20 protein-coding genes are annotated in these 21942 nt (G+C 67.3%); 9 read left to right on the forward strand and 11 right to left on the reverse strand.

Annotated features, from left to right (window positions below; genetic code table 11):
* Positions 1–14 precede the first annotated feature (14 nt).
* Positions 15–1562, reverse strand: a complete 1548-nt coding sequence (locus CDN38_RS24770) for a leucyl aminopeptidase (protein ID WP_075512434.1) — start codon at positions 1560–1562, stop codon at positions 15–17.
* A gap of 6 nt (positions 1563–1568) precedes the next feature.
* Complete coding sequence (locus CDN38_RS24775; RefSeq protein WP_099319472.1) at positions 1569–2684, reverse strand: adenylate/guanylate cyclase domain-containing protein; 1116 nt, start codon at positions 2682–2684, stop codon at positions 1569–1571.
* A gap of 75 nt (positions 2685–2759) precedes the next feature.
* Here CDN38_RS24775 and gcvT point away from each other — a divergent pair, with 75 nt between their 5' ends.
* The gene (gene gcvT / locus CDN38_RS24780; protein ID WP_075512433.1) at positions 2760–3857 is read left to right on the forward strand and encodes a glycine cleavage system aminomethyltransferase GcvT; all 1098 of its coding nucleotides are present in this window, start codon (positions 2760–2762) and stop codon (positions 3855–3857) included.
* Positions 3858–3907: 50 nt separating this feature from the next.
* Positions 3908–5014, forward strand: a complete 1107-nt coding sequence (locus CDN38_RS24785; RefSeq protein WP_075512432.1) for a branched-chain amino acid aminotransferase — start codon at positions 3908–3910, stop codon at positions 5012–5014.
* Here the strand turns inward: CDN38_RS24785 and CDN38_RS24790 are convergent.
* The 5 genes from CDN38_RS24790 to CDN38_RS24810 form a co-directional block, all read right to left on the reverse strand.
* Complete coding sequence (locus CDN38_RS24790) at positions 5011–6420, reverse strand: MFS transporter (RefSeq protein WP_075512431.1); 1410 nt, start codon at positions 6418–6420, stop codon at positions 5011–5013. The genes CDN38_RS24785 and CDN38_RS24790 overlap by 4 nt on opposite strands.
* A 106-nt stretch (positions 6421–6526) precedes the next feature.
* A complete protein-coding gene (locus CDN38_RS24795) occupies positions 6527–7267 on the reverse strand; it encodes an adenosylcobinamide-GDP ribazoletransferase (protein WP_075512430.1) in 741 nt (246 codons plus the stop codon).
* On the reverse strand, positions 7264–8334 hold the full coding sequence (gene cobT, locus CDN38_RS24800; protein WP_075512429.1) for a nicotinate-nucleotide--dimethylbenzimidazole phosphoribosyltransferase: 1071 nt from the start codon (positions 8332–8334) through the stop codon (positions 7264–7266). Before cobT ends, CDN38_RS24795 begins: the two co-directional genes overlap by 4 nt.
* The gene (locus tag CDN38_RS24805; RefSeq protein WP_075512428.1) at positions 8331–8879 is read right to left on the reverse strand and encodes a bifunctional adenosylcobinamide kinase/adenosylcobinamide-phosphate guanylyltransferase; all 549 of its coding nucleotides are present in this window, start codon (positions 8877–8879) and stop codon (positions 8331–8333) included. Before CDN38_RS24805 ends, cobT begins: the two co-directional genes overlap by 4 nt.
* Positions 8880–8903: 24 nt before the next feature.
* Positions 8904–9608, reverse strand: a complete 705-nt coding sequence (locus tag CDN38_RS24810) for a DUF3043 domain-containing protein (RefSeq protein WP_075512427.1) — start codon at positions 9606–9608, stop codon at positions 8904–8906.
* A gap of 175 nt (positions 9609–9783) precedes the next feature.
* Here CDN38_RS24810 and CDN38_RS24815 point away from each other — a divergent pair, with 175 nt between their 5' ends.
* Together CDN38_RS24815 and CDN38_RS24820 are read left to right on the forward strand one after the other, a co-directional pair.
* Complete coding sequence (locus CDN38_RS24815) at positions 9784–10860, forward strand: glycerate kinase family protein (protein ID WP_099319473.1); 1077 nt, start codon at positions 9784–9786, stop codon at positions 10858–10860.
* Between the two features lie 82 nt (positions 10861–10942).
* Positions 10943–11299, forward strand: a complete 357-nt coding sequence (locus CDN38_RS24820) for an iron-sulfur cluster assembly accessory protein (protein ID WP_036393138.1) — start codon at positions 10943–10945, stop codon at positions 11297–11299.
* A gap of 43 nt (positions 11300–11342) precedes the next feature.
* On the opposite strand, the gene CDN38_RS24825 is transcribed toward CDN38_RS24820, so the two are convergent.
* Positions 11343–12011, reverse strand: coding sequence for an Rv0361 family membrane protein (locus CDN38_RS24825; protein WP_075512425.1), 669 nt, complete (start codon positions 12009–12011; stop codon positions 11343–11345).
* Between the two features lie 192 nt (positions 12012–12203).
* Here CDN38_RS24825 and CDN38_RS24830 point away from each other — a divergent pair, with 192 nt between their 5' ends.
* On the forward strand, positions 12204–13178 hold the full coding sequence (locus CDN38_RS24830) for a carbohydrate kinase family protein (RefSeq protein WP_075512424.1): 975 nt from the start codon (positions 12204–12206) through the stop codon (positions 13176–13178).
* A gap of 66 nt (positions 13179–13244) precedes the next feature.
* Here the strand turns inward: CDN38_RS24830 and asnB are convergent, their stop codons facing one another.
* On the reverse strand, positions 13245–15221 hold the full coding sequence (asnB, locus tag CDN38_RS24835; RefSeq protein ID WP_075512423.1) for an asparagine synthase (glutamine-hydrolyzing): 1977 nt from the start codon (positions 15219–15221) through the stop codon (positions 13245–13247).
* A 336-nt stretch (positions 15222–15557) separates the two neighbouring features.
* On the opposite strand from asnB, the gene ctaC reads away from it, so the two are divergent.
* The 4 genes from ctaC (at position 15558) to CDN38_RS24855 (ending at position 18846) form a co-directional block, all read left to right on the forward strand.
* Positions 15558–16667, forward strand: a complete 1110-nt coding sequence (ctaC, locus tag CDN38_RS24840; protein ID WP_075512422.1) for an aa3-type cytochrome oxidase subunit II — start codon at positions 15558–15560, stop codon at positions 16665–16667.
* An 11-nt stretch (positions 16668–16678) separates the two neighbouring features.
* On the forward strand, positions 16679–17098 hold the full coding sequence (locus CDN38_RS24845; RefSeq protein WP_023364906.1) for a cytochrome c oxidase subunit 4: 420 nt from the start codon (positions 16679–16681) through the stop codon (positions 17096–17098).
* Between the two features lie 183 nt (positions 17099–17281).
* Positions 17282–18205, forward strand: coding sequence for an MmpS family transport accessory protein (locus CDN38_RS24850; RefSeq protein WP_099319244.1), 924 nt, complete (start codon positions 17282–17284; stop codon positions 18203–18205).
* Entirely contained in the window at positions 18205–18846 is a 642-nt protein-coding gene (locus CDN38_RS24855; RefSeq protein ID WP_075511964.1) for a DUF2561 family protein, read from the forward strand. Before CDN38_RS24850 ends, CDN38_RS24855 begins: the two co-directional genes overlap by 1 nt.
* A gap of 231 nt (positions 18847–19077) precedes the next feature.
* On the opposite strand, the gene qcrB is transcribed toward CDN38_RS24855, so the two are convergent.
* Both qcrB and qcrA read right to left on the reverse strand, forming a co-directional pair.
* Complete coding sequence (qcrB, locus tag CDN38_RS24860; protein WP_075511963.1) at positions 19078–20736, reverse strand: cytochrome bc1 complex cytochrome b subunit; 1659 nt, start codon at positions 20734–20736, stop codon at positions 19078–19080.
* Positions 20733–21908: a cytochrome bc1 complex Rieske iron-sulfur subunit gene (qcrA, locus tag CDN38_RS24865; protein WP_233027119.1), complete on the reverse strand. Its 1176-nt coding sequence runs from the start codon at positions 21906–21908 to the stop codon at positions 20733–20735. The genes qcrB and qcrA overlap by 4 nt, the downstream gene beginning before the upstream one ends.
* Positions 21909–21942 lie beyond the last annotated feature (34 nt).

Genomic DNA, 21942 nt, shown 5'->3' on the forward strand with positions numbered 1-21942 from the left:
CGGCCGGCGGTGTTCTAGCCGCTTTCGCAGATGTCCTCGAGCACCGCGACCATGGTCCGGGTCGGCACACCGGTGGCGCCCTTGGGCGTGTAGCCCCACGCGCTGCCGGTGTTGTAGGCGGGGGCGGCCACGTCGATATGCGCCCAGTCCACCGAGTCGGCGACGAATTCCCGCAGGAACACCCCGGCCACCAGCATGCCGGCGAAACGTTGACCACTCACGTTGGCCAGGTCGGCCACCGTGGATTTCAGGTCTTCTTTGAGCTCATCCGGCAGCGGCATGGGCCAGCCGTTTTCGCCGACCCGCTGCGAGATCGCGGCGACGCGATCGCGGAACTCGTCGCTGCCCATCACGCCGGGGATACGCGCGCCCAGTGCCACCGTCTGCGCACCGGTCAACGTCGACGTCTCGATCAGGTAGTCCGGGTTGTCCTCGCAAGCCCGAACGATCGCGTCGGCCAGGATCAGCCGGCCCTCGGCGTCGGTGTTGAGCACCTCCACCGTCGTTCCGCCGTATTGGGTCAGCACGTCGCCGGGACGCTGCGCCGTCGCCGAGGGCATGTTCTCGGCGATCGGCACCGTGGCGATCACGTCGATCGGCAGTTGCAGCCGCGCGGCCAGCGTGACCGTGGCGATCACCGCGGCGGCCCCGCCCATGTCCGAGGTCATGTGGTGCATCGACGCGGCCGGCTTGATCGAGATCCCGCCGGTGTCGAAGGTGATTCCCTTACCGACCAACGCGACCTTCTTGGCCCGCTTCGCATTCTTGGCCAGCCGCGACCCCCGATAGACCAGCCGTACCAGGCGCGGCGGCCGCGACGAGCCCTGACCGACACCGATCACACCGCCGTAACCGGCCTTCTGCAGCGCCTTCTCGTCGAGCACCTCGACCTCGAGTCCGGCTGCCTCGCCCAAAACCTTTGCCCACCTGGCTAACTCGGCAGGATAAAGGTGGCTCGGCGGCGTGTTCACCAGATCGCGGGCGGTGGCGACGGCGGTCGCCACCGCCGCGGCGTGCGCGCTGTCCTTCTTGGCGTCCTTGGCGGTGCTCAGCACGGTGATCTTGCGCAGCCCTTCGTCTTTCGGCGCGGTCTTGGCGCTGCGGAAAGCGGTGAACCGGTAGCTGCCCAGGATCAGCCCTTCGACGGTGGCCGAGCAGACACCTTCGCCGGGCAACTCGGCCAGCGTGGTGATCACCGCCTTCGTGCTGCCCAGCGACCGCGCGGCCACCCCGGCGGCGCGGCGAATGGTGTCCGACGGCCATTCCGGCCGCGGCTTGCCCAGGCCGACCGTCAACACACTGCCCACCGGCAGCGACGGCACAACCAGCTGGTGCACCTGCTCGCCGGCGCCCGTGGCCTGCAGTGCCCGCAGGCCGGCTTCGATCTCGGCGACCGCGTCGGCGCCTAGGAACGGTTCGGCGACGGCCACGAGCGCTCCTGGCGTCTCGTCGTCACCGGTCGAGACGACCGGCACGATCAGTACTGCAGAACCCGCACCGCGCTTCGGCAGTGACGTGGCAACGTTGACGGCGGGGCTGTGGTAACCCGGTTCGGTGGTCACGCGCAATTACCCTACGGGACTTGGCCCGTCGGCGTCGTGGGCACGCAGCTCGAAGGCCGTCACCGGGGCGTCGAAACCCTTCAGCGTCAACGGGCCGTGCGCGGTCGCAGGCCAATCCGGCAGTTTGTCATGGAGCTCGCTCGCGGCCAGGATTTGTCCCGGTGCCGCGACGGCCACGAGTCGCGCGGCGAGGTTGACCGGGCTGCCGAAGTAGTCGCCGTTGATGGCTAACACGGTGCCGTAAGCAAGCCCGGCACGCACCTGCAGGTCGGTCTCGCGCGCCCGCGGATGGTCGACCAGATCAACCGCCGCCCGCACCAACCGCTCGGGTGTCGGGCTCACCCACATGACCGCGTCGCCGATGAACTTCACCAGCCGGCCACCGTCGGCATGCACCACGTCGGCGACGGTGGCGCCGAACTCGGTGAGCAAATCCTGCAGCTGCGCGGGTGTGAGCATCTGGGTCAGCGCGGTGAAGCTGGACAGATCCGCAAAACCGATGCCGCAGGTGACGCTGGCCGACGTGTCCTGCACGACACCTTCGAAATACGTGCGGGCACTGGTCAGATGATGCCGGTGAACGACGTCGATCAAGTTCCCGATCCGGGGGACGAACTCGGCGATGGCCCGGTACGCCTGGGCGGTGGCGAGCTCGTCATGGGTGTGGGTCATCTGGATGTCCGGCATCCCGGCGCGGATCATCGTCGACTCGGCTTCGGCGAGCCGGGCCATCGCGGTGCCGATCACTCGCAACAGTCCGTACGCCCCGTCCTGGCCCACTACCGCTTTCAGCCCGACCCAGGTCGCCAGCGCGTCGACGTCGGCCTGGCTCAGCGCCGGAACGTCGGGGCCGGCGACGGTAAGGCCGAGTAGGGCCCAGGCGCGGGCGACCTCCTCGGCGGACAACCCGAGTTCGTCGGCCGCCGACTGCACGGTGTGGATGGGTGGCCCCGACCATTGCAGGACATCACCGGCAAGACCGAACAGCCGGCCGCGGCGCTCGGCTTCGGCCATTTCGGCGACGGTGAAGCCCAGTCCGTCCAAGTACTTGATCAGGTCGGCGCGCCCGCGTGGATCAGCGACTCCGGCAGCTTCCAGCGCTTCGAAGTCGAGGAAGTTCAGCGAATCGGGAGAGTCGAAGGAGTCGGACACCTACCCAAGTGTGCCAGCAGCCGACGCGGATTAGGGTGTGTCGTCGTGACCGATGAGCTGCAGCATGGACCCCTGGAAGACCGGCACCGCGCACTGGGCGCCAGTTTCGCCGAGTTCGGCGGCTGGCTGATGCCGGTGTCGTATGCCGGGACGGTCGGCGAGCACACCGCCACCCGCACCGCCGTCGGACTGTTCGACGTCAGCCACCTCGGCAAAGCGCTGGTTCGGGGACCGGGTGCCGCGGAGTTCGTCAACTCCGCGCTGACCAACGACCTGCACCGCATCGGCCCCGGTAAGGCGCAATACACGTTGTGCTGCAACGAATCCGGTGGCGTCATCGACGACTTGATCGCCTATTACGTCGACGACGACGAGATCTTCCTGGTGCCCAACGCCGCCAACACCGCCGCGGTTGTCAGCGCATTGCAGGCGGCCGCCCCGGGCGATCTGGCGATCACCAACCTGCATCGCAGCTACGCCGTGTTGGCGGTGCAGGGCCCGCGCTCGACCGACGTGCTCACCGCGTTGGGCCTACCGACCGACATGGATTACATGGGTTATGCCGATTCGGCGTATTGCGGAGTTCCGGTGCGGGTGTGCCGCACCGGGTACACCGGCGAGCACGGCTACGAACTGGTGCCGCCCTGGGAGGCTGCCGGTGTGGTGTTCGACGCCCTGGTGGACGCGGTGTCCGGCGCGGGCGGCCAGCCCGCCGGTCTGGGAGCTCGCGACACGCTGCGCACCGAGATGGGTTATCCGCTGCACGGGCACGAGCTTTCGCCCGATATTTCGCCGTTGCAGGCTCGCTGCGGCTGGGCGATCGGCTGGAAAAAGGATGCGTTCTTCGGCCGTGACGCGCTGCTGGCGGAGAAGGCGGCGGGGCCGCGGCGGCTGTTGCGGGGACTGCGGATGGTCGGCCGCGGCGTGTTGCGTCCGGGCCTGACGGTGCTGGTCGGGGATACTGCGGTCGGGGTCACCACGTCGGGAACGTTTTCGCCCACATTGCAGGCCGGCATCGCGCTGGCGCTGATCGATACCGATGCGGAAGTGCCCGACGGTGAGCACGTCACCGTCGACGTTCGCGGGCGCGCGGTCGACTGCGCCGTAGTGTCCCCGCCGTTCGTCGAGGCGAAAACGCGTTAGCGACCCACTCGCGTGCGGAAAACCCTTCGTACACCGATAGAATCGGCGCCATGACCAGCGGGTCCCTGCAGTTCACGGTTACGCGCGCGGCCAGTCCGGCAAGCGATGCCCAACGCGTAGCGATCCTGCAGGACCCCGGTTTCGGCAAGTACCACACCGATCACATGGTCTCGATCAACTACACCGAGGGCACGGGCTGGCACAACGCGCGGGTCATCGGCTATGGCCCGATCGAACTGGACCCCTCGGCGATCGTGCTGCACTACGCGCAAGAGGTGTTCGAGGGCCTCAAGGCTTACCGCTGGACAGACGGCTCGATCGTGTCGTTTCGGGCCGAGGCCAACGCCGCGCGATTGCGGTCCTCGGCGCGACGGCTGGCGATCCCGGAATTGCCCGACGAGCTGTTCATCGAATCGCTGTGCCAGCTGATCGCCGTCGACAACGCCTGGGTTCCGCAGGCCGGCGGCGAGGAGGCGTTGTATCTGCGGCCGTTCATCATCGCCACCGAGCCCGGCTTGGGCGTACGGCCGGCCAAGGAATACCGCTACCTGCTGATCGCCTCGCCGGCGGGTGCCTACTTCAAGGGCGGCGTCAATCCCGTCAGCGTCTGGGTGTCAACAGAATACGTGCGAGCCAGCCCCGGCGGCACCGGCGCGGCCAAGTGCGGCGGCAATTACGCCGCTTCGCTGCTGGCTCAGGCCGAAGCCGTCGACAACGGTTGCGACCAGGTGGTGTGGCTGGACGCGGTCGAACGCCGCTATGTCGAAGAGATGGGCGGGATGAACATTTTCTTCGTGTTCGGCAGCGGCGGATCGGCCAGGCTGGTCACCCCGGAGCTGTCCGGCTCGCTGCTGCCCGGCATCACCCGGGATTCGTTGCTGCACTTGGCGACTGATGCCGGCGTGACGGTCGAGGAGCGCAAGATCGATATCGCCGAGTGGCAGAAGAAGGCCGCGGTCGGCGAGATCACCGAGGTGTTCGCGTGTGGTACCGCCGCCGTGATCACCCCGGTGTCGCGGGTGAAGTACGGCGACGTCGAGTTCACTATCGCCGATGGCCAGCCCGGTGAGCTGACCATGGCATTGCGTGACACGTTGACCGGGATTCAGCGGGGCACCTTCGCCGACACCCGCGGGTGGATGTCGCGCTTGGGTTAGCTGGCGGCGGCGACGGCGGCCCTGGCCGGCCGTATTGGCTCGTGTTGCCAGCAGCCCGAGGTCCGTGAAGTCTGCCGGCGGCGGGCAGAGCCGTCGCAATCTGCGAGTAGGACCAGCCGCGGTACGCCGGCCTGCGGTCGCGGTGCTCGATCGTGCGCCCGGTCGTCCATTGGCCCGGGTGCCCGGACGGCCGCGAAAGCGGCAACCAGGGACAGCGCCAGCACAACGACGACCGGCCAGACGGTGGCGTGCTTTTGGGCGATCATGCCGAGGACACTGCCCACCAGGGTGAACGTAATCGCGAGCAACGTCGCCCCGAAGCCGATCAGTGTCGCGCGGTGCTGCTCGGCGGCGAACACACTGATCCAGGAAACCGACGCGGCGGATACGGGTTGGGCGGCCAGCGTCGCCAACAGGAAAACCGTGCCGTACGCCCACAGGTGGTACCACTGGCCGGACAACTCCGCCACGATGCACACCAGGGCTGCGGCCGTGCTGCACAGCGCGCTGCCCAGCAGCATGCCGCGCACTCCGAACCGCCGGTAGATCTTGCGCCAGAACGCCGAACCGACGACCAGTCCGACGCTGGACAGGACCACCAGCACATGCAAACTGCCCATCTTCTTTGCGGCGCGCAGGCTGTAGAAGGTGGTTCCCAGACAGATCGGGGCGAACAACAGATACGTCATCGCGTACCGGCGAAACCACGGTTGGGCCTGGGCGACCGCGAAACCCTGTCGATAGATTTCCCGAAGCGGCGGGCGGGTGGTGGTGGACGCGGACCGCATGGGACCCACGAGCAGCGCAGCGACGCCGGAAGCGATCAGCGCCAGGGCGCCCAGCCACAGCAGATCGCGGTAGTGGGCTATTTGATCACCGCTGGCCAGCATGGGCGCGATCAGCAGCATGACGCCGGTGGCCAGCGTCGATCCCGCGGCACCTTGAGTCAGGAACAGTTCGCCGCGGTGTCGTGCGGGCAGCTTGCTGGAGACCATGTCGGTATAGGCGACAGTGGCCACCGCGATGACAACTCCGGCGGCAGCTGTGGTCAGCAGAAACACCGCCGCGGCGTAGACGCCGGTCCATGGGATTACCGCATCCCAGATCAGCAGCGCAGCCACCGTCGCCGCGGTCGCCGCAAGCAGCAGGTGGCGCATCCGGCCGGCTCGCTGCAGGATCGCCGGCGACGCCGAATTTCCCATGATCAAGCCGATGCTGTACGCCGGAAACAGCAGCCCGGCCGCCCAGGTGATGCCCTGATGTGCGCAGATGAAGGGCAGCACCACGGCGCTGTTGCTGAGCTGCATTCCGGTGGTGTAGAAAGTGCCCTGGGTCACCAATCGCCCGAACGGGCTGGTCCGCGCCGAGGCGGCAGCAACCGGCCTGGTCGACGGTGATAACGGCATGCCTGAAGACGTTAAGGGCGCTGAACGGCCAAAACAATCCTCCGATCGGCCACAATCAGGGGAAACGCTTGTCCACCGATTGGGGGAACGGCGATGTCGCGAAGGACTAGAAGCGGGCCAGTGCCGCCAGCAGTAGCGCACTGACCGTCGTCGTCAGTTCGATCGCCGCGCCGATCACGTCACCGGTGACACCACCGAACCGGCGCACGCAGTGCGCGACCAGGACGGCCCCGCACAACACCGCCACCAGTACCGCAACCGGCCCGTGCCATGGCCGTGGGCCCGCCGGCAGCGAAGCCGCGACCAGCACAGCGAGCCACGCCGCTACCACGGCCGCCGGCTGGGAATCGGCGACGCGCGCACCCAGGACGCTGCCTTTGGCGGCCGGCACCGACCGGCGACAGGCCAGCACCGCGGTGATCCGGCCGGCGAAGACTGCCACGGTGACACCGGCGGCGCCCAGCGCCGGGAAGGCCAGCCCTTGCAGCGTGATGACCAGGACGACGGCCGTCACCCCGAATGGCCCCGAAGACCCGTCGCGCATCACGGCAAGGGCGCGCTGCGCCGGGCCGTAGCAGCCCAGACCGTCGGCCGTATCGGCAACGCCGTCGATGTGCAGGCCGCGGGTTGCGGCCAGCAACACCGTCACCGCGAGCAACCCGGACAACGGGCTGGACGGCCCGAACACCACTGCGCCGGCCCAGGTGACAGCGGCGGCCAGGCCGCCCAGCGCCGCGCCGACCACCGGTAGCGCCGTCATCGCGCCGCGTCCCATCGGATCGGCCCGGGAACTCGGCACGCGCATCACCGTGCCGAAGGCGAAAGCTGTTGCCAGGGAACGGATCACGGCCAGGCCGGGTCGATACCGGGGGTGCGGGGACCGGACACGCCGGCCTCGGTGAAGGTAGCCATCGACGACAGCGCGGCCACCGCGGCGCGCAGCACCGACAGCGCAAGCGTGGCGCCGGTGCCCTCGCCCAGTCGCATCCTCAGGTCCAGAATCGGATCCAGCTGCAGCGCTGTCAGGGCGAGCTGGTGACCCGGTTCGGTGGACCGGTGACCGGCCTGCCACCACCGCCGGGCGCCGGGCGCCAGACGTTCGGCGACCAGAGCTGCGGCCGTCACCGCCATGCCGTCGAGCACCAGCGGGGTCCGCCGGACCGCGGCCTGCGCGCAGAATCCCGCCATCGCCGCCAGGTCCGCGCCACCGCAGCAGCGCAGCAGCCCGACCGGGTCGGGCAGCACCGGCCGCGCCCGGAACAGCGCATCACGCACCGCGGCCGTCTTGCGGGCCCAGCCGGCATCGTCGATACCGGTCCCGAACCCGACCACCGCGACCGGTTCGGTGTCGGTCAGCGCCGCCACCAGAACCGCCGCCGCGGTGGTGTTCCCGATTCCCATGTCGCCGGCGATCAGCAGATCGGCGCCGGCGTCGACCTCCTCGTCGGCGATCTGCTGGCCGGACGCGATGGCGCGGGCGGTCTCGTCGGCGGTCAACGCGTCTTCGGTGCTGATATCGCCGCTGCCGCGGCGCACCTTGTACGCGCCGATCCGCTCCGACACCGCATCGGAATCCACCGCCAGGTCCGCCACCCGCACCGTCGCACCGGCTACGTCGGCCAACGCGTTGATCGCCGCCCCGCCGGCGTCGATATTGGCGACCATCTGGTCGGTGACTTCCGGCGGGTACGCCGACACCCCCGACCGGGCGACGCCGTGGTCACCGGCGAAAACGACCACTCGGGCACGCTGGAACTGCCGCGGCGGACAGTGGCCCTGGCAGGAGGCCACCCACACCGACAGGTCCTCGAGGCGGCCCAGCGCTCCCCGCGGTTTGGTCAGGACGTCCTGTCGGGCCCGTGCGGCGGCTTCGGCATCCGGGTCGGGCGGCGATATCGGCGCGAATCCGATCATGTGCGTGCCGGCTTGATCGGTACGGCCTGCCCGGCCACCACCAGCACCACCTGATCGCAGACCGCTGCCATTCGCTGGTTGAGGCTGCCCAGCTCGTCGGCGAAGCGGCGCCCGGACGCGGTTGCCGGCACGACGGTCAGACCGACTTCGGGGCTGACGAGCACCAGTGTCGACTCGAAGGCGCTGACCGCGTCGAGCAGGTCTTGGACGGGACCGGCCACGGATCCGTTGTCCCAGGCCCGATGACGGTCCAGGGTGCCGGTGAGCCAGGCGCCGAGGTCGTCGACGAGCGTCGCCGTACCCGGTGACCGCCGCAACTGGGTGATGATGTCGTCAGTTTCGACGGTCGACCAGTGGCCAGGCCGGCGTTCGCGATGCTTGGCGACCCGTTGCGCCCACTCCTGCGCCCCGGCCGGGTCGGACTCGGTGACCGGCGCGGGAGCCAGGTAGCGGACCGGGTGGCCGGGTGCCAGTGAATCCGCGATGGTGTGCTCCGCCCAGCGGGACTTGCCCGACCTGATCCCGCCGAGAACCAGTGTGCGCATGAGTGGTCAGCCAGCTTTCCGGCGCTAACCGATGCTGGCTCCACGCTCCACCTGGGGGCGCGGCGCCCGCATCCGGCGCATCTGCGACGCCCGGCCGGCAGCGTAAAGGCCGAGTTTCCAACGGCTTTCGGTGTTGTTCGGGAACTTCGCGTCGACCCGCCTGCTCACCTTGCGAGCCAACACAATCCCGTCGACGGTCATCAGGGCCATCAGCACCAGCATCGCGGGCGACATGTAGAGCTGCAGCTGCGGAACGGCGAACATCACGAACAGCAGAGCCAGCGCCGACGGCATGAACAGGCTCAGCAGGCTAAAACGCCGGGCATCGACCACATCGCGGACGTAACGGCGTATCGGGCCCTGGTCGCGCGGCAGCAGATAGGCCTCCTCGCCGGCCATCATCCGTTCGCGGCGCTCGCTCATCCGGGCCCGGCTGGCAGTGCGTTCGGCCCGGCGTTCCGCGCGGCTCAGTTTCGGGCCGGACAGCGATTTGCGCCGGGCCCGCGCCTCGGCGGCCGTCATCGGCGCCGGGACGACGGGGCTTTTCTTTGCGCTGCGCCGGGCCTCGCTGCGCTTGGGCGTCGGCCGGCCCTTGGGTCCGGTTGCCCGCGACCCGCGAGAAGTTGCGGGCCCGGCCGGGGAACGGGTCTGCGCCCCCGGGCTGTCCTCGGCCTTCGCCGAAACCTCGGCACCTTCTTCGTGGCCCTTCTTGCGGCCCAGCAGCTTCACAGTCGACAGGTTACTGTGCGCGCGGGCAGCGCCGGGGACCAGCGACGGGGAATTGTGCTGCTGTTACCCAGCGCCAGCATCCGTGTTAGCCCTACTCTTGCTTGTAATGGACGGCTCGTCTGCTTCGGATGCTGCTGCCGATGCCCTCGGGCCCGGCCGGATCCAGCTGCCCGCGATGCGGGTACTGGTGGCACCGGACTGCTACGGCGACAGCCTGTCCGCGGTGGATGCCGCCGCGGTGATCGCCACCGGCTGGACCCGCTCGCGGCCGAACGACACCTTCATCGTGGCTCCGCAGTCCGACGGCGGGCCCGGTTTTATCGAGGTGCTGCAAAACCGCTTCGGGGAGTCGCGGCTGCTGCGGGTGTCGGGGCCGTTGGACACCGCCGTGGACGCCGCGTGGATGTTCGATTCGGCGTCGGCCACGGCATACCTGGAATGCGCGCAGGCCTGCGGCCTGTCCCTGCTGGGCGGTCCGCCGACCCCGGAGACCGCGCTGGCCGCACACAGCAGGGGAGTGGGCCAGCTCATCGCTGCCGCAGTCGCCGCCGGGGCGCGCCGCATTGTGGTCGGGTTGGGCGGCAGCGCGTGCACGGACGGCGGGTACGGCATGATCGCCGAACTCGGCGGCCTGGACGCCGCCCGCCGACGACTCGCCGGGGTCGAGCTGATCGCCGCCTCCGACGTGGAGTACCCGCTGGTGGGACCATGGGGCGCGGCTAGAGTGTTCGCGCCGCAGAAGGGCGCGGACGCGGCCACCGTCGCCGCACTGGAGGCCCGTCTCGAGGCATGGGCGGTGGAACTGGACGCGGCCGCCGGACGGGCAGTGAGCGCCGAGCCCGGTGCGGGTGCCGCCGGCGGCATCGGCGCGGGTCTGCTCGCGCTCGGTGGCCGATGCGAGTCCGGTGCCGCGATCATCGCCGAACACACCCACTTGGCCGATGACCTGGCCGAAGCGCAGCTGATCATCACCGGTGAGGGCAAGTTCGACGAGCAGTCGTTGCACGGCAAGGTCGTCGGCGAGATCGCGGCCGCGGCCCGCCCGCTGGGCATTCCGGTGATAGTGCTGGCCGGGCAAGTGGTCCTGGATAGATCGACGATCCGATCGTCGGGCATCATGTCGGCCTTGTCCATTGCCGACTATGCGGGTTCAGTGCGGTTGGCACTGGCCGATGCGGCCAATCAGCTGATGGGTTTGGCGTCGGAAGTCGCCGCGCGACTCGGGAATCCCCGGCCTGCGGGGTACCGTTAGTAGCAGTGGGTTTTCCCGACGGGGCCGGGCTGACACGACAGCCGGTGAGCCCACCTAAACGATGAGGCATGTAGGAGAAGCAATGACGGTGCAGAACGAGCCGACCGCCAAGACCCATGGCGTGATCCTGACCGAGGCCGCTGCCGCCAAGGCGAAGTCCCTGCTCGATCAGGAGGGACGTGACGACTTGTCACTACGGATAGCGGTGCAGCCCGGAGGGTGCGCCGGCCTGCGCTACAACCTGTTCTTCGACGACCGGACGCTGGACGGCGACCTGACAGCGGAGTTCGGTGGCGTGACGTTGACGGTCGACCGGATGAGCGCGCCGTATGTGGAAGGCGCGTCGATCGATTTCGTGGACACCATCGAGAAGCAGGGCTTCACGATCGACAACCCCAACGCGACCGGGTCCTGCGCGTGTGGGGATTCCTTCAACTGACCTGACCGAAGTAGGTCTACGGGCCGGGATCATCCCGGCCCGGTCAATACTGCCCGGCCGTGCGCAGCACGTACGAGCAAACCAGAATTTGCCCACGCTGGAAGAGCAGCTGCGCGATGCCCTGCACCTGCCCCTTCGGCGGGCCGCCGGTGGCAGGCGTCACCTGCATGGTGAACAGCACCTGGGCCTGGTATTGCGACCAGTACACGACTTTGTCGATCGACGTCACGTCGGCCTGGGAGAACTGCTTACGGAAGGCGTCACTGCTCAACTTGGCCAGGGCCTGATCCGACCGGCGGTCCTTCACCCCGTCGTAGATCCCGCAAAGCGCGTTGCGAACGATGACGTCGACATCGCGGTGCTGGAGTGCGTGGAGGTAGCCCTGAATCGCCGTTTTTGCCGATGCCTCCGTGAAGGTGCCCCCGGTGTTGGCCCCGTTGGTGCGAACCCCGTACACGATGGCCGCGGTCAGCGCACCGACCAAGGCGAGGGCCAGCAGGGCGCCGATCAGCAGCCGCTTGGGCCGTCGCCTCGGATAGGAGCCCGGCATGCCGGGATAACCCGCCGCCGGGGCGGGGGGAAAGGCGTGTTGCCGGTCGGCCGCTTCATGGGGGTATTCAACAGGCTCATCGGGCCCGGTCTGCGGGTACGGTCGCACCTCTCTGGCTCCTTCGGTGCCGACGGCAGGGTTCGGCGGGTGCTGACCGGCCATCGTGGTTCTCCTACGGTGGTGGACGAAACGACATGTGGGCTTGCCGCCCGGCAGCGGATTCCGGCAATGAGGTGAGTTCTTTAGGGCAGGCTAGCGCAATACCTGCCGTCGGCTGTCGGCGCGACGGGGCGGGCCGCGGCGCCGATAATTGTGAGAGGCTAGACGACCTTAAGGACCAAGGACGGAGATTTTGTGACGATTGCGGTAACCGGTTCGATTGCAACCGACCATCTGATGCGGTTTCCCGGCCGATTTTCCGAGCAACTGCTGCCTGACCACTTACACAAGGTGTCGCTCAGCTTCTTGGTCGACGACCTGGTGGTGCGCCGCGGCGGCGTGGCCGGGAATATGGCCTTTGCCATCGGCGTGCTGGGTGGCGACGTGGCGCTGGTCGGCGCGGCCGGCGCCGACTTCTCCGATTACCGCGACTGGCTCAAAGCCCACGGTGTCAACTGTGATCACGTCCTGATCTCCGAGACCGCGCACACGGCGCGGTTCACCTGTACCACCGACGTGGACATGGCCCAGATCGCGTCGTTCTATCCGGGGGCAATGTCAGAGGCCCGTACCATCAAGCTCGCCGACGTGGTGTCGGCGATCGGTACTCCGGAGCTGGTCATCATCGGTGCCAACGACCCCGAGGCGATGTTCTTGCACACCGAGGAATGCCGCAAGCTGGGGCTGGCCTTTGCCGCTGATCCCTCCCAGCAGCTGGCTCGGCTGTCCGGCGAGGAAATCCGTCAGCTCATCGGCGGTGCCAGCTACTTGTTCACCAACGACTACGAATGGGACCTGCTGCTGTCGAAGACCGGGTGGTCGGAGGCCGAGGTGATGGCCCAGATCGACCTGCGGATAACCACTCTAGGTCCCAAGGGGGTGGATGTGGTGGACCCGGACGGCACCACTATCCACGTCGGCGTGGTCCCCGAAACCAGCCAGACCGACCCCACCGGGGTCGGCGACGCGTTCCGAGCCGGTTTCCTGACCGGGCGTAGCGCCGGGTTGAGCGTGGAGCGGTCCGCGCAGCTGGGTTCGCTGGTCGCGGTGTTGGTGCTGGAATCGACCGGCACCCAAGAGTGGCAGTGGGATCACCAAGCCGCAGCGTCCCGACTGGCCGGTGCATACGGCGACGAGGCGGCCGCCGAGATCACTGCGGTGCTGGCCTAGCCCCGCGGGCAGACGCAGAGTCGCACGCGGAAAACCTTCCGCATGCGACTCTGCGTCTGCTGGCCGTCATAACTGGACCGGATACTGCGGCTCCCCGATCTGCGGCACCACGCTGTGCTCGACAAAGATCGCGTGCCACAGCATGAAGATCAGCACGGTCCACAGCCGGCGGCTGTGATCGCTGGCGCCGGTTCGATGCTCGTCGAGCATCCGGCTGACGGCGCCCAGGTCGATCAGGTGACCGGCCCCCGACGAGGCCACCATCTCATACGCCCACTCCAGCAGCTCGCCGGCGCGTAACCAGTGCCGGATCGGCACCGGGAAGCCCAGCTTGGGCCGGTGCAGCACATGCGCCGGAACAATGGGCTTCAGCGCGCGCCGCAGCGCGTATTTGGTGGTGGTGCGGGTGATCTTGGCCTGCAGCGGCAGCCGCGAGGCCACCGCGAACACCTCCGGGTCCAGGAACGGCACCCGCAGCTCGAGCGAATTGGCCATCGTCATCTTGTCTGCCTTGACCAGGATGTCGCCGCGCAGCCAGGTGAACAGGTCGATGTGCTGCATGCGGGCCACCGGATCCCAACCGGCCGACTGCGCATACACCGGCGCCGTGACGTCGGTATGGGTCCAGTCCTCGCGGAAGCCGGGCAGCACGTCGCGCAGCTGTGCGTCGGAGAAGCTGCGGGCATTGCCGTAGTAGCGCTCCTCGAGCGTCAATGAGCCGCGGTGCAGCAGGCTTTTGCCGCGCATGCCCTCCGGCAGCGGCGTGGAGGCTTTCCCCATCGACCGCCGCAGCCGCCGCGGCAGGTAGTCGAACGGTTTGAGCGACAGCGGTTCGCGGTAGATCGTGTAGCCGCCGAACAGTTCGTCGGCGCCTTCCCCGGACAACACGACCTTGACGTACTTACGGGCCTCCCGGGCGACGAAGAACAGCGGCACCAGCGCCGGATCGGCCACCGGTTCGTCGAGATACCAGACGATTTCGGGCAGGGCGGCCACAAACTCCTCGGCGCTGACCACCTTGGCGACGTGGCGCGCGCCGATCGCCTCGGCCGAGGCCACCGCGACATCGAGCTCGGAGAAGCCCTCCCGCTCGAAACCGGTGGTGAAGGTGATCAGCCGCGGATTGTGCCGGATGGCCAGGGCGGCGATGGCCGTGGAGTCGATGCCCCCGGACAGAAACGAGCCGACGGTGACGTCGGCCCGCATGTGCTTGGCCACCGAGTCCTCCAGCACCGCCGTGATCTCGTCGTAGCGCGCCTGCTCGGTGTCGGGCGTGATCGGCGTGGCGGCAAAACGCGGCATGAAGTAACGGGTGATCTCCGGGTCTCGCCCGGGCCGAATCCAGGCGTAACACCCCGATTCGAGCCGGCGGACCCCGCGGTGCAACGTCTCGGGCTCCGGCACGTACTGCAGCACGATGTAGTGCTGCAGCGCCCGGTCGTCGATTTGAGTGTCGAATCCCAGCAAGTCGACGAGGTCGAGCAGGCACTTCTTCTCGCTGGCCACCGCGGTGCCGCCGGTGCCGGTCGCCAGGAACAGCGGCTTGATACCGAATGGGTCGCGAGCGCAGAACAATTCACGGGTGACGGTGTCCCACAGCGCGAAAGCGAACATGCCGCGTAGCCGCTTGAGCACGTCGGTGCCCCAGTGGTGGTAGCCGGCGACGATCGTCTCGCCGTCGCCGTCGGTCGCGAACACAGCGCCGTGCCGGGTGCGGAGTTCGTCGCGCAGCTCCAGGTAGTTGTAGATCTCGCCGTTGAACACCAGCACGTACCGCTCCGGCGCCTCCGGCGGCCCCCACCGCAGCGGCTGATGGGAATGGGCGATGTCGATAATGGACAGCCGGTTGAACCCGAAGATCACCGATCCGTCGGCGTCCGGGTCAACCCAGGTGCCCGGCTCATCGGGGCCACGGTGGCGCATCAGGTGGCACGCGCGGGCAATCGCGCTGTCGGCCTCCGTGGCGCTGCGGGCAGCAGCGTCGGGGCCCTGGGTCTCGGCAGCGGCGGCCGGGGCCGCGACGAAGGCCAGCAGTCCGCACACGGCGCCCCAGTATGCCGCACGAGGCGCTGCTACCCGGGCGCGGCCGGCGGGTAATGGTGATCGAGACCGGATCCCGCGCATGTCGGTTCACGATTTGGAGTTCCGAAAGGGCCGTATCGCGCCGCATGGTTGCCCATTGCGGGCGTCTCACCCAATCCGCGGGTGCCCCGGCGCCGGCCAGGGTACCGGCACCGCCGGCCGTTTCGGCACGCATCGTCGCCTGCGCGGGCGGCGTGGTCTACGCTGCGTAGTATTCGAATCCGAGTTAGCCGACGATTCCCGCCGGAAGCGGCGCCTAGCCCGAGTCGGCCCAGCTTGTGCTACAGGAGGCGCAACGTGACACTTCGCGAGCCAGGTCGTTCGCAATGCTTGTCGCAGGGCAATTCTGAGATCCGTTCCGGCGGTCGGCGGCGCGGAGCGGGCGGGCTCGCCCCACGCCTTCGGCTGGCGGCACTGACCGGGGCCCTCGGCGCGCTGGCCGTCACCCTGAGCGGTTGCAGCTGGTCGGAAGCGCTGGGCCTCGGCTGGCCCGAGGGCGTCACCCCGGAAGCCCACGTCAACCGGGAGTTGTGGGTCGGTGCGGTGATCGCCTCCTTGGTGGTCGGGGCCATCGTGTGGGGTCTGATCTTCTGGACGGCGGTCTTTCACCGAAAGAAGCGAAGCGACGCCGACTTTCCCCGACAGTTCGGCTACAACATGCCCCTTGAGCTGGTGCTGACCGTCACGCCCTTCCTCATCATTTCGGTGCTGTTCTACTTCACCGTCGTCGTGCAGGAGAAGATGCTGCACACCACCAAGGACCCAGAGGTCGTGATCGACGTCACGGCGTTCCAATGGAACTGGAAATTCGGCTATCAGCGGGTCGACTTCCATGACCGCACCTTGACCTACGACGGTGCCGACGAGGCTCGCAAGCACGCCGTCGAATCCAAACCGGAAGGCAAGGACGCCCACGGTGAAGAGCTCGTCGGGCCGGTTGCCGGGCGTAACACCGAGGACCGCAGCTATCTCAACTTCGACAAGATCGAGACGCTGGGCACCACGAACGAAATTCCGGTCCTGGTGTTGCCGGCCGGCAAGCGCATCGAATTCCAGCTGAACTCGGCCGACGTGGTCCATTCCTTCTGGGTGCCCGAGTTCTTGTTCAAGCGTGACGTGATGCCCAATCCGGCGGCGAATAACTCGGTCAACATTTTCCAGATCGAGCAGATCACCAAGACCGGAGCGTTCGTCGGCCATTGCGCCGAAATGTGCGGCACCTACCACGCCATGATGAACTTCGAAGTTCGCGTGGTGGCCGCCAACGACTTCAAGGCCTACTTACAGCAACGTATCGACGGCAAGACCAACGCCGAAGCCTTGCAGGCGATCAACCAGCCGCCCCTCGCCGTGACAACCCATCCGTTCGACGCCCGCCGCGGTCAATTGGCCCCGAGCCAAGGTTAGGACACTGCAGAATGCATATCGAAGCCAGGCTTTTCGAGTTCGTCGCCGCGTTCTTCGTGTTGTGTGCGGTGCTCTACGGTGTGCTGACTTCGATGTTCGCCACCGGTGGGGTCGAGTGGGCCGGCACAACTGCGCTGGCGCTGACGGGCGGCATGGCGTTGATCGTGGCCACGTTCTTCCGATTTGTGGCCCGCCGGCTGGACACCCGGCCCGAGGACTACGAGGGTGCCGAAATTAGCGACGGTGCAGGGGAATTGGGTTTCTTCAGCCCACACAGCTGGTGGCCGATCCTGGTTGCGTTGTCCGGCTCGGTGGCGGCGACCGGCGTCGCGCTCTGGCTGCCGTGGCTCATCGTTGCCGGCGTGGTATTCGTCCTGGCCTCGGCGGCCGGACTGGTCTTCGAGTACTACGTCGGACCAGAGAAGCACTGATCAGAGCCGGAAAGGTCACAATCAGGGCATCAGTTGATCGGTGGCCAGTTAGCCTCGACTTCTGTGCCCTGCCCGGTTGGGTAGGGTTTGCGATACACAGTGAGAATCCACCGAGCGCACGCGCGCAACTGCAGCCGCGGAGCCCAGCGCTCTGGTGAGGCAGTTTGGACAGGGTAGGCAAACATGAGCGGGCCGAATCCGCCGGGACGGGAACCTGAGGAACCCGATTCCGCCGGCGATTCCAGCGCCGAACTGGAAGCCTTGAGCGACACCGGTGATGAGCCGGCAGGTGCCGAGGGCGGAGCACTGAAACCGCTTGACGATAGTGGCCGCATCGACGTGGCATATCCCACGGGGGAGACCGAAGCCTACTCGCGTGCCTACTCGGCTCCAGAGTCCGAGCAATTCATCAGCGGGCCGTATCTGCCGGCCGATCTCAGTTTGTACGACTACGACGACTACGACGACACATCGGACGCCGACGACGAACATCGCGCTCCGCGCTGGCCATGGGTGGTCGGCGTGGCAGCCATACTGGCCGCCATCGCCTTGGTGGTTTCGGTGTCGCTGCTCGTCACCCGCACCGAATCCCACAGACTGGCCAACCCGGCAACGACCTCCTCGTCGGTGCCGGCGATACAGGATGAGATAACGACGACCAAGCCACCGCCGCCACCGGTGTATAAGAGACAGCCCACCACCGAGATCCCGACGGAGACGCAGACCGTGACCGTGACGCCTCCGCCCCCGCCACCGGTGACGACCCCGGCGGCACCGCCTCCGGCGACGACGACGGCGGCGGCACCACCCCCGCCCACCACCACGACCCTGGCTGGTCCGCGACAAGTCACTTATTCGGTTACCGGCACTAAGGCGCCCGGTGACATCATCTCGGTGACCTACGTCGACGCTTCGGGGCGCCGACGGACGCAGCACAACGTGTACATTCCATGGTCGATGACCGTCACACCGATCTCACAATCTGATGTGGGCTCGGTGGAGGCGTCCAGTCTTTTCCGGGTCAGCAAACTCAACTGCTCAATCACCACGAGCGACGGAACGGTGCTGTCATCGAACAACAACGACGCACCGCAAACGAGCTGCTGATGCTCGGCAGATACTCCGCATACCGGCGCGGGCCGGACGGCATCGTGGCTCCAGCTGTCGTCGACCGCATCCTGATCGGCGCGTGTGCGGCGGTCTGGCTGGTGCTGGTCGGCGTCAGCGTCGCCGCAGCGGTCGCGCTGGCCGACCTCGGACGGGGCTTTCACAAGGTGGCGAGGGACTCGCAAACCACCTGGGTGTTGTACGCCGTCATCATCATCTCGGCGTTGATCATTGCGGGGGCGATTCCGGTGCTGTTGCGGGCTCGCCGCATGTCGGGGGCCGAGTCGGCGGCGAGGCCGGCGCTGCCACGTGCGCTTGGCCGACCGCCGGCCGGGCCGGGGAAACCCGCGGTGCGCACGGTGGGCGGCTCGACCCGCCGAGACCAAGTCCGGGCATTCGAGGCGGCCGCCGAGCGGTCCGGTGAGGCGGTGGATCGGATCTGGTTGCGGGGAACCGTCGCGCTGACCGGTGCCATCGGCACCGCATTGATCGGTGTGGCGTTGGCAACGTATCTGATGGCCGTCGGTCACGACGGCCCATCATGGGCCAGCTACGGGGCGGCGGCGGTTATCACCGCAGGGATGCCGGCGATCGAGTGGTACCACGTCCGGCAGCTGCGCCGCGCAGTCGCCGAGCGATAACCCGATCCTGGCAACCGGCAATCGCCTGGTCCTCTCTTGACCTTGACCCCCGACGTGGCGCGCCGACAGCCACCGGGTAGCCGGTGCGGCGTTGCGCAGTTAGCGGGACACCGCAGACCCGTGACGAGTGCGCGCCTGCGGCTGACCGCTTCGGAGTACCGGCTGGTCGACGGCCCGAGCCTGAACCGTATCGGCGCAGGGGTTGTGCCTGCCTCGCCGGCTGTCTCGTCCCTAGTGCTGGCCGTGCTCGTCGTTGGGCGATCCGGCGATGCTGTCCTGGTATTCGCGTAGCGCGGTCAGCGCACGTTGCTCGGCGGCATGACCGGCCTCCCGCAGCGCCGCGTCCTCTGATGCCGGATCGGCGGACAAGAAGCTGCCACTGCCCGGCGCGCCGGCCGAACCCAGCTTGTTCATTCGCTTGGGAACAGCAGCGCCCTGGTACTCCAGCGGCAGCGGATGTCCGTGGTCGTCGACCGAGCCGAGCGGCTGGTGCAGCTCGATGTAGGCCCCATGCGGCAGCCGCTTGATGATGCCCGTCTCGACGCCGTGCTCGAGCACCGCCCGGTCGCTGCGCTGTAGTCCGATGGACCACCGATAGCTGAGGAAGTAGACCAACGGCGGCAGTACCACCATGCCGATACGTCCAATCCACGTCGTCGCGTTGAGCGAGATGTGGAACTTCAGCGCGATAATGTCGTTCATCGCCGCAAGGGTGAGCACCATGTAGAAGGCGATCGCCATCGCGCCGACCGCGGTCCGCACCGGGGCGTCACGCGGCCGTTGCAGCAGGTTGTGATGCGCGTAGTCGCCGGTGAACCGCTTCTCCAGGAATGGGTAGACGATCAGCAGCACAAAGATCAGGCCCATGATCAGCGCCACCCACACGGCCGCGGGAATGGTGTGGTGCCAGAAGTAGAACTCCCACGGCGGCCAGATACGAGCCAGCCCCTCGGTCCACATCATGTAGAAGTCCGGCTGCGAGCCGGCCGACACCTGTGACGGCTTGTACGGACCCAGATTCCAGATCGGATTGATCTGCAGCAGGCCACCCATCAGACCCAGCACGCCGACGATCGCGGCGAAAAATGCGCCGGACTTGAACGCGAACACCGGCATGACCCGTACGCCGATGACGTTGTGCTCGGTCCGGCCGGGGCCCGGGAACTGGGTGTGCTTCTGGAACCACACCAGTGCCAGGTGCAAACCGATCAGCGCCAGGATGATTCCGGGCAGCAGCAGAATATGCAGCGCATAGAGCCTGGGAATCAGGATGGTGCCCGGGAAATCGCCGCCGAACAGTGCCCAGTGCATCCATGTCCCGATCACCGGCAGACTCAGCGTGATGGAGGACAGCGCCGCCCGCAGACCCAGCCCCGACAGTAGGTCGTCGGGCAGCGAGTAGCCAAAATAGCCCTCGAACATCGCCAGGATCAGCAGCAGCGACCCGATAACCCAGTTGGCCTCGCGCGGCCGCCGGAAGGCCCCGGTGAAGAAAATTCGCGCCAGGTGCACCATGATCGCCGCGGCGAACATCAATGCGGCCCAGTGGTGGATCTGGCGGACAAACAACCCGCCCCGGACCTCGAAGGAGATGTCCAGTGCCGTTTCATAGGCGCGCGACATCTCGACGCCGCGCAATGGTTGATAGACGCCGTTGTAGGTGACCTCGGTCATCGACGGGTCGAAGAACAGCGTCAGGTACACGCCGGTGATCAGCAGGACGATGAAGCTGTACAGCGCGATCTCGCCGAGCAGGAACGACCAGTGGGTCGGGAAGACCTTGTTCAGTTGTCGGCGCAACGCGGCCGAAGGGTGATACCGGGTGTCGACGTCCTCGGCTTGACGGGCCAGCACATCACCGATTTTCGGAGGACGGAGATTTGGACTCATGATGTTGTGCGCTCCCAGAATGCCGGTCCGACGGGCTCGACGAAATCGCCGTTGGCGACGAAATATCCGTTGGAGTCGATAGTGATGGGCAGCTGCGCCAACGCGCGGGCCGCCGGGCCAAATATCGGCTTGGCGAAGTGCAGCGCGTCGAACTGCGACTGGTGACACGGACACAGGATTCGGTAGGTCTGCTGTTCGTACAGTGATGCCGGGCAGCCCAAGTGCGAGCAGACCTTGGTGTAGGCGAAGAACTCGCCGAAGTTGAAGCTCTCCTGGCCTTGACGTTTGACCATTCTGCCCAAATCGCTTGGCTTGATGCGGATGAGCATCACCGGGTTGCGAATTCCCATCGCGATGGCCTGCAACTTCTCGTGTGATTCCACGGTGGTGCCCTCACCATCGGATTCCCGCCACGGGAACACCGTCTCCATCCCGCCAGCGTCCATATCCTCGGGGCGCATCTTCACAAACGGCGGTCCATCGTCGGTCCCGGTGGCCCGCGCCAAATAGATCGTCTCTCCCCTGTAGCGCGGGGTCCAGCCGGACGTCCACAGCTCGGCCTTCATTCCCTCGGCGGTGGGGACGACCGGCTTCCACGGGTTCTTGATGAGGCCGCCGGCAAACGCAACCAGGGTGCCGAGCCCGAACGCGCCCAATCCCATGCCCAAGGACAGCCCGACGAGCTTGCGGCGCCGGATGGTCGAGCTCTCGAAGGCGTCGGTCAGATTGGCCACCACCGTCTTGCGGTCGATCTCGCGAGACGCACCGTCGTGCCGGTCCTGGATCGTAATCTCTTCCGGGATAAAGCGTTTCTGGAACAGCACCGCCCCGATTGCGATCGCCAGGATGGACAGCCCGAAGGTCAGTCCGTACAGCGGGGTGGCAAGGGAGTACAGGAAGCTTCCTGACTCTCCCTTGGCTTTGTACTGCCACGGCCAGAAGAGGAAAACCAGCAGCAGGGCGAGTCCGAATGCACCACCCAGCAAAAGCCAGACCGCCACTCCGCGCTCGGCTCGTTTCTCGGCCTTGGTGCCCTCGACCGGCCAGCGGGGTTCCTTGTAGGCGATCTGGACACCGTCGAGCTTGCCGCCCAGGTCGAGCAGTTCCTGCTGCGACATCGCGGCCAGCGCGGCCTCGTCCGGCTCATGGGCCGCGCCCGGGGCTTTTCCCATATCAGAGTCGGTGTCCGAGCCGAGGTCGGTCTTC

Origin of the sequence: Mycobacterium ostraviense (assembly GCF_002705925.1) — a bacterium.
GTDB classification, from domain to species: Bacteria; Actinomycetota; Actinomycetes; order Mycobacteriales; family Mycobacteriaceae; genus Mycobacterium; species Mycobacterium ostraviense.